We start from the raw sequence: 11,791 nt of genomic DNA on the forward strand, positions 1-11,791 counted from the left end.
AAACTTTAATTAAATGGAGAACGTACTATTTTGCTAGAAGAGGTGATACATATGGGACACTTAATGCTCTTGCTTTTTGCAGTCTTGGTGGGGTTAACATTGCGCCTCATAGTAAACGGACAATTTGAGATGGACCAATTTCTCTTAATTTTATTGTGTTCGTTAGGGGCAGTTGGGATTTTGCTTTTCGAAAAAAATCAGATTAAAAGGGATCGAAATTTTGTTCCTAATCATTCAGGAAATCAGATGGTCACAAGAATGAGTAATAGACTGGTTTCAAGCTCAAAGCAAATCTACGATTATAATAAATTTATTGGTACATATCGACGTTTTTATAATAGTTCATGGAAACGGTTCGTTGCTGGAATTATGAGGAGACCAGGCCATTGGTACCTGAATCTATCATTTTTATTTTCCGATGGAGAAGAATACATATTTGTCGGTATTAATGAAAATAAGTTGCACGGAAACCAGAAGTGGAAAGTATATCGTGGTGACGAGGAAGTTGGTTTGGTGAGGACAGATCTCTCAATAAAAAATGCTTCTAAACTAAAAGAAAGTCTCTTTCTTGAATATGACCATAAGACTTATTGGTACAGGTCATTTGGTATTGGTTCAAAAACTGAGGTCAGTGTGGATGAAAATACTGTAGCATCAGGTGAAAGGGCTCGGGGGTTTGTATACCAGTTTACACCTAGCCATGGCACTGAGCATGACGCCAAAATGTTATGTATGGTTTATATTCTATTTAACTATCAGTTTGGGCAATAAACAGAAGTGAAAAAACATAAAGGGTTTGGTGAGTTAAGTTGAGCAAAAGTGAAAAGGTTGTACTTACAAATATGTGTATGATATATGAAGGCGATCGTATTTTGGTTCAGGATCGCTTGAAAAGTAATTGGCCAGGCATTACCTTTCCTGGAGGCCATATCGAAAAAGGAGAATCATTCACTGAATCCGTTGTTAGAGAAGTACTTGAAGAAACGGGTTTGAAGATTGAAAACCCATCTCTGTGTGGTGTGAAACAATTTCAAACGAAGAATGATGAGCGATATATTGTGTTCTTTTATAAGACGGACAAATTTACTGGAGATTTGGCATCATCAGATGAAGGTGAAATTTTTTGGATTAATAAAGATGATTTGCATGAGTATCAGTTGGCTAATGATTTTGAAGAAATGTATAAAGTCTTCGAATCAGAAGAATTGAGTGAATTTTTCTATGATCGAGCCGGAGAAGAGAATGTTTTAAGGCTTTTATAGGCCAACTTTATCAAGTGCTAGTAACAAGGAGTTAATATAATGGAATTTACCCCAACAAAAGATTTTGAACTAATTGCTAGATTAAATGAGTATGTCCACGGTTTACATCACTCCCTTTTCCCTGAACGATTTCAGCCCTATAACTATGAAAAGTTTCAGGTGTTCTTTGAGGAAATGGTTGATAAAGAGAACCATTATTTTTTCAAAGGTGTCGATGGTGACGAGGCATTCGGTTATGTATGGCTTGAAGTGAAGGAACAATCCGAAAGTATCTTCAAAAAAAGATATTCTTGTGTCTACGTTCATCAGATTAGTTTAAAGAAGAATAAAGAAGGTAGAGGGTATGGAACTTTTCTGATGGATCAAGTCATTAACTTCACTGCAGAGCGAAAAATCAAGTTTATTGAGTTAGACTACTGGATTAAAAATGACCGTGCAAGAATGTTTTACGAAAAGCATGGCTTTGTGAGAACTAGAGAAATAGTTTGCAAAGAATTGTAATGAGGATTCAATTCCCTATACCTGGATGGAGGTATCATTGTGCCTGAATTCGAAGATTACATGAATGAGGAACCAGCAGATTTATTTATCAAAGACATCGGTTTTTCTGAAGGTGAAGAAAAACCACCACTAAGGATCCAATTGCAGCGCGGTCACATTGGCGATGAAGCAGGGCGTACTATCTTGGAAAGTAAAGAAGTGGTTAAGTCGAGTCCATATGTGATGGATGATAGTATAATACAAGTAGATTTTTATTGGTATATCAGTTATTCAGTTGTTGAGGAAAGTTATTCTCCATTTGATGAGTATGAAAAATATAGTGGAGGTATGTTTCGAATTTATTCTCAATCGAGATTTATAGATTACATCAAAAAAGGTACATTGGCACACCATTTACACCCAACAGAAAATATTAAGCATTATCAAATTCCGACCTTGAACCACCTCATTGATGTAGTTGCGGTAGAGAACCCGGTTGTAAGTGAAATAAAGGTGAGTGATCTGAACATTTAAAGAAGTTTGGCTATCATCGGTCTAGAAATGTTGAATATATTGTAAGAAAACCTTGCATTAGTAAAACCAATTGTATATAATTTCAAATAATATAATTTTTCGGTGATGAAGAGAGTAATTATGATCAAGTTTCAAGCGAGTTAGGGTTGGTGGAAGCCTAATAAACTTTTCATAACGAACCGCACTTCTGAGATACCTCCTGAAACAAAAGTAGGGTAGGTCGGGTTATTCCCGTTATCAATTATTTGAGTTGGTTCTATAATGGAACAACAAGAGTGGTACCACGGGTAATCTCGTCTCTGTATAAGAGGCGGGATTTTTTTATTTTATATAAAGGAGGTTGTTTGGATGAATTTAGTTGAAACATACGCAGATTGTATTGTTCAAAATCTCGACGGAAAGTTGGGTAAGCAGGAAGTAATAGGGTTGATTGAAAAGCCCAAATACAAAGAACAAGGAGAACTAGCCTTTCCTTGCTTCGCTCTAGCAAAAATATTGAAGAAATCACCTGCTCAGATTGCGAACGAATTAGCTGAAGAATTTAATGATCCACTTTTTGAAGAGGTTGTGGCTGATGGCCCTTATTTGAACGGATTTTTAAACAAAGATTATGTCAGTGAGATCACTTTGAAGAATATAATTGAGGAGGGGGAGAAGTATGGCTCACATACTATTGGTGAAGGAAAAAAGATTGTGTTGGATGTTTCGTCACCTAATATCGCTAAGCCATTTTCTATGGGTCATTTACGTTCAACAGTTATCGGAAATTCGCTCTCAACAATAGCTGAAAAGTGTGGTTTTCAGACGGTCAAGATTAATCATATTGGAGATTGGGGTACTCAGTTTGGGAAATTAATCGCTGCTTATAAATACTGGGGTGAGGAACAAAAGGTACGGAGGAATCCCATTAAAGAATTATTGGATCTTTACGTTAGGTTTCATGAAGAAGCGGAATACAAACCAAAACTAGAGGATGAAGCAAGAAAGTGGTTTAAAAACTTAGAAGAAGGAAACGAAGAAGCGTTGCAACTATGGAAGTGGTTTCGCGATGAGTCTTTGAAGGAATTTGAGAAAATTTATCAGCTATTGGATGTGGAGTTCGATTCTTTCCATGGAGAAGCATTTTACAATGACAAAATGGTTCAAACGATTGATTTAATTTCTAACAGGGGGTTACTTAAATACTCCGAGGGTGCTGAGGTTGTTGAATTGAGTGAATATGATTTACCTCCTTCTTTAATCAGAAAGTCTGATGGAGCTACTTTATATGCAACAAGAGATTTGACGGCTGCGATCTATAGATATAACAAGTTCCAATTTGATAAAGCGATTTATGTGGTGGGTCAGGAACAGAGTATCCATTTTCAGCAATTATTTTTGGTACTTGAGAAGATGGGCTATGAATGGGCTAAAAACATGCAGCATGTATCATTTGGTTTTATTCTTAAAGAAGGCAAAAAGATGTCGACCAGGAAGGGGAAAGTTGTCCTCTTAGAGGAAGTTATAAAGGAGGCAATTGATCTGGCTGAAGAAAATATTAAAACTAAAAATCCGCAGCTAGAAAACAAAAGAGAAGTAGCAAAGATGGTCGGTGTAGGAGCTATCATCTTTCACGACTTAAAAAATCACCGTAAAAACAATGTAGAATTTTCCCTTGATGACATGCTGAGATTTGAAGGTTCGACAGGGCCATATGTGCAATATACACATGCAAGAGCAAAGTCTATTTTAAAGAAGGCTGAAGCGAACGAAGTGATGAAGTCACCGCAAGGAATTTCTGATGAATATGGTTGGCAGGTAGTAAAACAGCTGATGGGGTTTCCTGACGTTGTAGAACGCAGCCACTTTCAGAATGATCCATCGCATATTGCAAAATATCTATTAGAACTCTGCAGAGATTTCAACAAGTATTATGGTCAAATAAAAATTCTTCAAGAAGATGATCAGTTGGAGAGTAGATTAGCATTAGTTAAGTCAGTAACAATTGTATTGAATGGTGGGCTGAAACTTTTAGGGATAAAAGCACCGGCTAGGATGTAAAATCACAGTGGAAAACTGCCAGCTGACGAAGTGGGCTCTTACGACAGCTGGCATTTGAATGTAGTAAGCGAGTAGGATAACAGGGTTATTTCATGTGCGCTTTAACCTTTTTAGGTATCATTACAACTTCTGTATTTAGATCAACAAATCCAAAAGAGGGGTCAATGCACTCCTCCCAATATTCAAGATGCTTTTTTGCGATCCAGTTCTCATTTTCGGTAATTTCTACCCCACCCTTTCCTTGAACGGAGTACCAGTACAAATATTCTTCACCATTGAGCACTTCTCTGAAAATTGTTTCGACGTACATTTTTTCGATTTCTAATCCTTCCTCAAGCTCGTCCATATGAGCTCTGAGGAAGTTCAACCACTCATCAACTTTATGGGATTTCCCATTTTTTACTTTGAATCGGGTCAATTCAATTTCCATAATTTCATTCCACCTTTAATTCTTTACCCAATACTTGGTACAATCTTTGCTTCGATCCATGAAACCATATTCAATCATATATCTTCTTAATGTCGCGAAGTCGTTGAATTTTGATTTTAGGACTTCATTCACTTCTTTCTCAGAATAGACTTCATTCGATTTAAAAGATTTTAGTATTTGCTGAAGCACAATGATTTTACGTTTTTCTTTACTTGGAAATGTTGATAGTGGACCTTCAACACCCTCATCAAAATAGGTAGATAATACTTTCTCTTTTTCTTCTACTGTAATTGTATATCGTTCATCCACCATTTTTGCCCCCTTATGGATTCCAACCAAACTATTTTTGTTTTCCTTTTCATCACTTTTTAAAAGGTTCATGATTGCGAGGAATACCTTCGCTTGCTTTTCTTTTTCTCTGAATTTAAAACGATGATTTCTGATCGTAGAGGGGCTTCCGCTGTCCAACTCTTTGACGATTTCCTTATCAGCCAAACCCCTTTTGAAATAATGAAGAAGTTCTTTTTGGTGATCAGATAATCCGGTATACTTTTTATCCATACTCAACAGAGAATCGAACATGGAGTCGTGATCGTCTTCAATGTGATATTGAACCGCTTTTTTCGCTTCTAAAAGTACATCGCCTCGACGGTAAATGACTCCGCATTCAAAAGGTTCGTCACAAACGAGGCATATGTATGTTTCGTTCTGGTCGTCATAAATATACCCTTGGGAAAGTTCTTCGACTGTTGAGTTCCAAAACATACCTTCCTTAGACATACAATAAACACCTTCCATTATAATCTTATTATTTATAAACAATATAACATATTGTTTGTTAAAATAACAGATGACTATTAGTTTTATATTTTTTATTGTCATTTTTAAGGAATGTCATGTTAGCATTATTTGCTAAGGGTATATGGAATGTTAAGTTAACGAAAAAGTAATGTAGGTTAAGTTTTTTGTAAACTGCAGATAATATTTGTAGTAATTTATTGCATGGAGTGAATATGATGAGTGGGACCAAGATAACAAAGGAAACTATCGTTGTTTCAAATGTAGAGATATATTGTGAACATGTTTTAAATGGAAAACCCCCGATATTTTTAATTCACGGGTTTCTATCTTCAACTTACACATTCAACAAGGTAATCCCCCTTTTAGCTGAAAACTTTTCTGTCGTGGCTATTGATTTACCGGGTTTTGGAAGAAGTGAAAAGGCAGATTCTTTTCATTATTCGTTTACTAGTTTTGCTCAACTAGTTGTGGGTTGTATGGAGTATTTTGGGATAGAAAAAGCCACTCTTGTTGGTCACTCAATGGGAGGTCAAGTAGCTCTGAACGTTGCTAGAATGACTCCTGAAAGAGTAAATAAGCTCGTCTTATTATGTAGTTCAGGTTATATGAAAAGAGCGAATAAATTACTTGTTTACAGTACGTATTTTCCATTCTTTAACTTGTTCGCTTACCGATACGTTAATCGAAAAGGGGTTAGAGAAACATTAAAAAATGTATTGTATGATCATTCGTTGATTACAGATGAAATGATATCCGAATTTAAGAGACCTTTGTCAGAAAAGCCTTTTTATAAATCTCTTATAAGGTTAGTGAGGCATCGAGAAGGTGATCTTTCGTCCGCCGAACTCAGCTCAATCAATACGCCAGCGCTATTAATATGGGGAGAAGAGGACAGGGTTGTGCCTGTAAATGTGGGACGTAAATTAGTAAAGGATTTACCAAACGCAAAATTAATTACTTATAAAGAAGCTGGACATTTAATTACTGAAGAAAGACCCCAAGAGGTTTATTCACAAATTCTTTCTTTTGTTTAATAAGTTAGTGTTCCAATGACTCAAATTTGTGAATGTGATTTCATTAATTCAACCTTTCAGGAGGCTTTCGCGAGTGATTTTTATTTTTTACTTCAACAAAGATATCATCTGAAAGGTTAGATTGGTTTTTATTTAATGGTTGATTACCCTTAAGTGCAGACATAAGTAGCTGGATATCTTCTTTAGTAGCATTTTGTTTCTCAGGCTTTAAGGAGTAGCCGAGCTGTCCATTTGATTCTATTGTGGCCCATTGCAGATCACTGATTCGGTGGACGTTATGTTGTCTGAGTCTAACTTCCAACATATCTACAGTTAGTCTTAACTGTTTTAAATTCTTCTCAACAAGTTGCCCGTTATCTACAACTAGAACGGACTTTCCATAAATAAATGATTCAGCAACATCGAATTTTAAGACGATATATTCTACGATTATAAGAGTAACGATCATCAAAAGTGTAATAAGCATGGAGACCCATACATTATTTTCGCTCACCGGTTGAATAATTAAGGATCCTACTGCAATCATTATCACGGTTTGAGCTACTGTTAACTGTGATATTGATTTTCTGCCAGCAAGCCTAAGGATCAAGATACCTCCGATTACAATGACTACTACCTTCCAAAGTATATTCAGATCCATAAACTACTCCACCTTTGTTATTTATATCTTTTTTATTTTGCGATTCCAAAATTAATATATACATTTTCGGTTTTTGATTATTTGCTATAATTAAAGAGCTAATAGAGGCGGAAATAGGGACCTAACAATGCTCTTTATAAAAAATGAATCAGTCATCATAGGAATAGGTTTTAAATAGAAAAGAATTATTTACTGTAATTAGTTACATAAGGGAGTTAAGAGTTTATGAAATTTTCAATTGAAAAATTATCACCACAAGACGCGGAGCAGCTATATCAATTTGAACTCGAGAACCGACACTTTTTTGAAAAAATGGTCCCTTCTAGAGGAGAGGATTATTTTCAATGGGAAACATTCCAGGAAAGGCACTCGTCTTTATTAGAAGAACAGGCATCGGGAGAATCTCATTTTTATTTGTTAAAAGAAGGTGATGTGATTCTAGGCAGGCTAAACCTTACCATTGACCTCGAAACGAAGACTGGAGACCTCGGATATAGGGTGGGTGAATCTTTTACAGGTAAAGGTGTGGCAGTTGGAGCGCTGAAACTATTATTAGAAAATGTAAACCGAAAGGACGTTGAAAGAATAAATGCCAGAACTACTTCCAACAATATCGCTTCGCAAAAAGTCTTAGAGAAGAATGGATTTGTTCGAATGGGAGAAGGAGAAAGCTTTGAAATGAATGGGGAGAATGTTACCTTCATTCATTTTACATGGCAGAATATCTAAGATTAGCATCACTATTTTGTAGAGGAGACTTCCTTTAAATTAAGAGTAGGTTTGGTGGTAAGATAAAGAAAAAACGCGGCACAAAGGAGGACACTACATGGAAGTTTTTAAAGATTACTTAGCAGGTATCGATCCTCAACATAGAGCGGAGATGGAAGAAGTGTTAGGTTGGGTAATGAAGGAATACCCGAATTTAGAGCCAGTTGTTAAATGGAATCAACCTATGTTTACTGATCATGGAACTTTTATTATTGCTTTTAGTGTGGCCAAGAAACATATGTCTGTTGCACCCGAAAGAAAAGTGATTCTACGCTTTTCAGATGAAATTGTTGCTGCTGGGTTTGACCACAGCAAGGAGCTCGTACGTTTTCCATGGAATCGCCCATTCGATTATTCATTACTTCAGAAGATGATAGAGTTTAACATTGAGGACAAGGCAGACTATACAAATTTCTGGAGAAAATAACACAAAAAAAGAGTGGGCTATATTTTCGGAATATATATTCAAAAGTAAAAATTTGAAAATTCGTATATAATGGAATGAGATATTAAAAATTGAATAGTAGAGGGTGAACGACTAATGACCCAGGAAAACAAAAATGAAAGTAAGAAGAAGCTGAGCATGCAAGAGATTGTCCAACAGCAGTTAGAAAGAAAAAAACAATCACAGCAAGCCGGAAAGAATCAACAGAACGCTTACAACTCGAATCATAGAATGGAAAGCCAACATGTTAAGAGAGCTAGCGGTACTCCCAGAAAAATGGGATAAATAATTAAAAGCCATATTCACACTAATAGAGGTGGATATGGTTTTTTTTGTGGTTCCATTTAATTTTTGGATGCTTTTTTTTATGTAAATAATAATTGACTTAATGTTAATTATAGTTTACATTATGGATATAATAATTTACATAAGTTAGTGTGGAAGGAGTGGAGAAATGCTCCGAAATAGAGTAAGGGAGTTACGGGCTAGGTATGGCTTTTCACAAACAGAACTAGCTAATCGCGTAGGTGTAACGAGACAAACGATTGGTTTCATTGAAAAAGGTGACTTTTCGCCATCTATTGCTTTGTCTTTGAGAATGGCAAAGGAACTGCAGGTGCGAGTGGATGAGCTTTTTTGGCTAGAGGGGGATTCGGATGAATAAAAAGGACTTTAGAATTCAGTATCCATTATGGATGATTGCTCTTTATATCATCCTCGCTTTTTGGACCTATGGGGTTGTATATACAGTGGATATATCACTTAATGATTTCGAAGACGTGTTCGTAGTTGAAGACGGAGGGATGTATGTCGCACTAAATACTTTACCTGTGATATCAATAATACTTGGATCTCTTTTACTCACAATATTTTTCGTTTTTTATTCATTTAAGGTCAAACGACATAACAAAGAGAATCCGGACGACAAGTTAGGAGCTACTTTTTTATATAATGCAACTGAGTTTTTGGAGAAAGATGAAATGTGGAAACAAGTCACTCAGAAAGCAACAAAAAAAGTGTACACTTTCTATCTTCAAGCCCTTCCACTTTTGGTTGTAGTTATGTACTTTCCACTAGATCGATATATTTTTATATTGCTGGTGTATGCCATGCTAATCATCCACAACGTCATTTATTACCGTGAGATTCGTCAATACGTTGAAGAATAGAAATCAAGTGTAAATAGCTTTGACTTCTACACTTAGGAATTCTGGTATATACTTGAAGTAATTAGAAAATCGTAAAGGTGGTGCGGTTCCATGAGGAAATTTACACTCGAACAAATTAATGAAACCGTAACTAATAACCGTACAAGAGCGAATGCCATCATTAAGAAGGAATTACAACCCATAGGTCGCGTGAAGAGATATCGACCTCGTTCACCAGGCGAAGTGAAGGCTTTGAATGAAATCTCTATCTCGAGATGGAATAAAGCGGTTGAAGAAGGAAAGATCAAGAAGTTGGGCGAAAGGTCTTACTATTATGACTACAATTGAGGAAATGAAGAATGCACTAGCGGACTTAAAAGGCAAACCTAAATTCAAAAAGCAACTTGAATTTGCTTCTCTTTTAACCGAGTTTTTTGCTTCGGAAAATATTCGTCCAATTGTGGTTGGTGGATTGGCTGTGGAAATCTATACGAGAAACGACTATCACACTCATGACATTGATTTCGTAAGTGATGGATGGCATAAGTTTGATGAACTTCTTAGAGAGATAGGGTTTACTAAAACGGAACGAGAATGGTACCATTTGGAAACCGAAATTGCGGTGGAGGTTCCATCTAATTATCTTGACGGAAGTTTGGATTTAATCAATGAGTTGGAACTCCCTAATGGGAAAAAAATATTTGTGATCGGTGTGGAAGATCTCATTATAGATCGTTTGGAAGGAATATCAAGAAACGCCCCTTACCCTGAGAATGATGAGGATTATGAATGGGCATATCGTATGTACCTTATTCATAAGGAAGAATTGGATCAAGAGTATTTAATGAATCAAGCAAAAAAAGTGAATGTATCACACTTTATGGATCGCTGGTAACTGAATATACTACAAGAAGACACTTAATTTTCTAAGTGTCTTTTTAATTTGCAAAAAAAATCTAGAAATAATTTTTCCTCTGACATTTTCCTGACACATTCACTTCCTACACTGTGATGAGAAAGAAATTGATCACAAGTAAAATAGGAGGTTCTTATAATGAAAAATACGATAAAAATGTTGTCTGCAAGTATCATTGGTGGAGTTATTTCCGTAGGGATTTTGATGCCATGGATGGATGGTGAAAATCAAACGAGCACAAACGAACAGGTGTCAGGAGATGAAATACAGGAAAATATACAAGAAATTAATGAGGATGGTTTACCTGATGTAGTTGAAGAAGCGTCTAAGTCAGTCGTTGGTGTTACCAACATTCAAGAAGGAAAGCAAGGTTTTTCACAAAACAGTGGTGAAAATTCCAAGAAGGCGGGCACAGGTTCTGGTGTCATTTTCAATAAAACGGATGAAAGAACTCAGATTATAACCAACCATCACGTAATTGAAGGGGCTTCAGAAATTGAGGTAACACTGCATAATGGCGATAAAGTGAAAGCGGAATTAGTCGGTTCTGATGCATTAACAGATACAGCAGTCCTTAGTATAAGTAGTGAGCATGATGTAAAGGCAATTGAAATGGGTGATTCAGATGAGTTGAGACCTGGAGAAAAAGTATTGGCTATCGGTAATCCTCTAGGACTTGATTTGGCTGGCACGGTGACTGAGGGCATAGTAAGTGCTGTCGATCGTACAATCCCTGTAAATACGTCTGCAGGTCAGTGGGATCTTGATGTTATTCAGACGGATGCTGCGATCAGTCCAGGGAACAGTGGTGGAGCACTGATTAATACCGAAGGGGAACTAATCGGGATTAATAGCCTTAAGATGGCAGCAAACAATGCGGAAGGACTCGGTTTCGCTATTCCAAGCAATGATTTCGCACAAATTGTAGAAGAAATTATTGAAAATGGTCATGTGGAAAGACCTTATTTAGGCGTCGGTCTTCAGAGCTTGAACGATATTCCGCAGTTTTATCTTGAAAGAAGCAATGTGGAGGTAGAAGACGGTCTATTGATTGCCAATGTCGAGGAAGGTTCTGCTGCTGATCAGGCTGGATTAGAAGTTGAAGATATCATTACAGAAATTGACGGTGAACCTGTTGAGAAATTGAGTAGCCTTAGCAAGTATATGTATAACAACTTGGAGCCAGGTGACTCTGCGACATTGACGATTGTTAGAGACAATCAAGAACTACAAGTAGAAGTGACGCTTCAAGCTAAGGATAAATAAAAATTATTAGACTGTCACCTTGTGTCA

General features: G+C 36.5%; 17 protein-coding genes and 1 other annotated feature. Of the genes, 14 read left to right on the plus strand and 3 right to left on the minus strand.

Going from position 1 to position 11,791, the window contains the following annotated elements:
- Positions 1–51 precede the first annotated feature (51 nt).
- The 5 genes from CEY16_RS13050 to argS all read left to right on the plus strand — a co-directional run bounded on the left by CEY16_RS13050 (position 52) and on the right by argS (position 4,316).
- Positions 52–771, plus strand: a complete 720-nt coding sequence (locus tag CEY16_RS13050; protein ID WP_101332491.1) for a tubby C-terminal domain-like protein — start codon at positions 52–54, stop codon at positions 769–771.
- A gap of 38 nt (positions 772–809) precedes the next feature.
- The gene (locus CEY16_RS13055) at positions 810–1,262 is read left to right on the plus strand and encodes an 8-oxo-dGTP diphosphatase (protein ID WP_101332492.1); all 453 of its coding nucleotides are present in this window, start codon (positions 810–812) and stop codon (positions 1,260–1,262) included.
- 39 nt (positions 1,263–1,301) lie between these two features.
- Positions 1,302–1,763, plus strand: coding sequence for a GNAT family N-acetyltransferase (locus CEY16_RS13060; RefSeq protein ID WP_101332493.1), 462 nt, complete (start codon positions 1,302–1,304; stop codon positions 1,761–1,763).
- Positions 1,764–1,802: 39 nt separating this feature from the next.
- Positions 1,803–2,276: a hypothetical protein gene (locus CEY16_RS13065; RefSeq protein WP_101332494.1), complete on the plus strand. Its 474-nt coding sequence runs from the start codon at positions 1,803–1,805 to the stop codon at positions 2,274–2,276.
- A gap of 93 nt (positions 2,277–2,369) precedes the next feature.
- Positions 2,370–2,580 (plus strand) — a binding site (T-box leader).
- A gap of 44 nt (positions 2,581–2,624) precedes the next feature.
- Positions 2,625–4,316: an arginine--tRNA ligase gene (argS, locus tag CEY16_RS13070; RefSeq protein ID WP_101332495.1), complete on the plus strand. Its 1,692-nt coding sequence runs from the start codon at positions 2,625–2,627 to the stop codon at positions 4,314–4,316.
- 85 nt (positions 4,317–4,401) lie between these two features.
- Here the strand turns inward: argS and CEY16_RS13075 are convergent, their stop codons facing one another.
- The gene (locus CEY16_RS13075) at positions 4,402–4,746 is read right to left on the minus strand and encodes a DUF6176 family protein (RefSeq protein WP_101332496.1); all 345 of its coding nucleotides are present in this window, start codon (positions 4,744–4,746) and stop codon (positions 4,402–4,404) included.
- Positions 4,747–4,761: 15 nt separating this feature from the next.
- Positions 4,762–5,526 carry a DUF2087 domain-containing protein gene (locus tag CEY16_RS13080; protein WP_101332497.1) on the minus strand — a complete coding sequence of 255 codons (765 nt, stop codon included), beginning with the start codon at positions 5,524–5,526 and terminating at the stop codon, positions 4,762–4,764.
- A 236-nt stretch (positions 5,527–5,762) separates the two neighbouring features.
- Between CEY16_RS13080 and CEY16_RS13085 the strand changes: the two genes are divergently transcribed.
- A complete protein-coding gene (locus CEY16_RS13085; protein ID WP_101332498.1) occupies positions 5,763–6,581 on the plus strand; it encodes an alpha/beta fold hydrolase in 819 nt (272 codons plus the stop codon).
- 43 nt (positions 6,582–6,624) lie between these two features.
- Here CEY16_RS13085 and CEY16_RS13090 read toward each other — a convergent pair whose 3' ends face one another.
- Complete coding sequence (locus CEY16_RS13090; RefSeq protein WP_101332499.1) at positions 6,625–7,221, minus strand: DUF421 domain-containing protein; 597 nt, start codon at positions 7,219–7,221, stop codon at positions 6,625–6,627.
- Positions 7,222–7,446: 225 nt separating this feature from the next.
- Between CEY16_RS13090 and CEY16_RS13095 the strand changes: the two genes are divergently transcribed.
- The 8 genes from CEY16_RS13095 to CEY16_RS13130 all read left to right on the plus strand — a co-directional run bounded on the left by CEY16_RS13095 (position 7,447) and on the right by CEY16_RS13130 (position 11,764).
- Entirely contained in the window at positions 7,447–7,950 is a 504-nt protein-coding gene (locus CEY16_RS13095; protein WP_101332500.1) for a GNAT family N-acetyltransferase, read from the plus strand.
- A 97-nt stretch (positions 7,951–8,047) separates the two neighbouring features.
- The gene (locus tag CEY16_RS13100) at positions 8,048–8,416 is read left to right on the plus strand and encodes an iron chaperone (RefSeq protein ID WP_101332501.1); all 369 of its coding nucleotides are present in this window, start codon (positions 8,048–8,050) and stop codon (positions 8,414–8,416) included.
- Positions 8,417–8,530: 114 nt separating this feature from the next.
- Complete coding sequence (locus CEY16_RS13105) at positions 8,531–8,719, plus strand: hypothetical protein (RefSeq protein WP_101332502.1); 189 nt, start codon at positions 8,531–8,533, stop codon at positions 8,717–8,719.
- Positions 8,720–8,888: 169 nt separating this feature from the next.
- On the plus strand, positions 8,889–9,098 hold the full coding sequence (locus CEY16_RS13110; protein ID WP_101332503.1) for a helix-turn-helix transcriptional regulator: 210 nt from the start codon (positions 8,889–8,891) through the stop codon (positions 9,096–9,098).
- Positions 9,091–9,603 carry a hypothetical protein gene (locus tag CEY16_RS13115; RefSeq protein ID WP_101332504.1) on the plus strand — a complete coding sequence of 171 codons (513 nt, stop codon included), beginning with the start codon at positions 9,091–9,093 and terminating at the stop codon, positions 9,601–9,603. The genes CEY16_RS13110 and CEY16_RS13115 overlap by 8 nt, the downstream gene beginning before the upstream one ends.
- 90 nt (positions 9,604–9,693) lie before the next feature.
- A complete protein-coding gene (locus CEY16_RS13120) occupies positions 9,694–9,930 on the plus strand; it encodes a hypothetical protein (RefSeq protein ID WP_101332505.1) in 237 nt (78 codons plus the stop codon).
- Positions 9,917–10,477, plus strand: coding sequence for a hypothetical protein (locus tag CEY16_RS13125; protein ID WP_101332506.1), 561 nt, complete (start codon positions 9,917–9,919; stop codon positions 10,475–10,477). The genes CEY16_RS13120 and CEY16_RS13125 overlap by 14 nt, the downstream gene beginning before the upstream one ends.
- A gap of 159 nt (positions 10,478–10,636) precedes the next feature.
- A complete protein-coding gene (locus tag CEY16_RS13130) occupies positions 10,637–11,764 on the plus strand; it encodes a S1C family serine protease (protein WP_101332507.1) in 1,128 nt (375 codons plus the stop codon).
- Positions 11,765–11,791 lie beyond the last annotated feature (27 nt).

Origin of the sequence: Halalkalibacillus sediminis (genome assembly GCF_002844535.1) — a bacterium.
In the GTDB taxonomy this organism is placed as follows: Bacteria; Bacillota; Bacilli; order Bacillales; family Alkalibacillaceae; genus Halalkalibacillus_A; species Halalkalibacillus_A sediminis.

What these genes read in the sequence shown, in the direction of transcription:
- argS (WP_101332495.1), top strand. Translation starts at nt 2,625, where the DNA reads ATGAATTTAGTTGAAACATACGCAGATTGTATTGTTCAAAATCTCGAC.
- CEY16_RS13100 (WP_101332501.1), top strand. Translation starts at nt 8,048, where the DNA reads ATGGAAGTTTTTAAAGATTACTTAGCAGGTATCGATCCTCAACATAGA.
- CEY16_RS13075 (WP_101332496.1), bottom strand. Translation starts at nt 4,746, where the DNA reads ATGGAAATTGAATTGACCCGATTCAAAGTAAAAAATGGGAAATCCCAT.
- CEY16_RS13085 (WP_101332498.1), top strand. Translation starts at nt 5,763, where the DNA reads ATGAGTGGGACCAAGATAACAAAGGAAACTATCGTTGTTTCAAATGTA.
- CEY16_RS13125 (WP_101332506.1), top strand. Translation starts at nt 9,917, where the DNA reads ATGACTACAATTGAGGAAATGAAGAATGCACTAGCGGACTTAAAAGGC.
- CEY16_RS13060 (WP_101332493.1), top strand. Translation starts at nt 1,302, where the DNA reads ATGGAATTTACCCCAACAAAAGATTTTGAACTAATTGCTAGATTAAAT.
- CEY16_RS13120 (WP_101332505.1), top strand. Translation starts at nt 9,694, where the DNA reads ATGAGGAAATTTACACTCGAACAAATTAATGAAACCGTAACTAATAAC.
- CEY16_RS13050 (WP_101332491.1), top strand. Translation starts at nt 52, where the DNA reads ATGGGACACTTAATGCTCTTGCTTTTTGCAGTCTTGGTGGGGTTAACA.
- CEY16_RS13110 (WP_101332503.1), top strand. Translation starts at nt 8,889, where the DNA reads ATGCTCCGAAATAGAGTAAGGGAGTTACGGGCTAGGTATGGCTTTTCA.
- CEY16_RS13095 (WP_101332500.1), top strand. Translation starts at nt 7,447, where the DNA reads ATGAAATTTTCAATTGAAAAATTATCACCACAAGACGCGGAGCAGCTA.
- CEY16_RS13080 (WP_101332497.1), bottom strand. Translation starts at nt 5,526, where the DNA reads ATGTCTAAGGAAGGTATGTTTTGGAACTCAACAGTCGAAGAACTTTCC.
- CEY16_RS13105 (WP_101332502.1), top strand. Translation starts at nt 8,531, where the DNA reads ATGACCCAGGAAAACAAAAATGAAAGTAAGAAGAAGCTGAGCATGCAA.
- CEY16_RS13090 (WP_101332499.1), bottom strand. Translation starts at nt 7,221, where the DNA reads ATGGATCTGAATATACTTTGGAAGGTAGTAGTCATTGTAATCGGAGGT.
- CEY16_RS13130 (WP_101332507.1), top strand. Translation starts at nt 10,637, where the DNA reads ATGAAAAATACGATAAAAATGTTGTCTGCAAGTATCATTGGTGGAGTT.
- CEY16_RS13115 (WP_101332504.1), top strand. Translation starts at nt 9,091, where the DNA reads ATGAATAAAAAGGACTTTAGAATTCAGTATCCATTATGGATGATTGCT.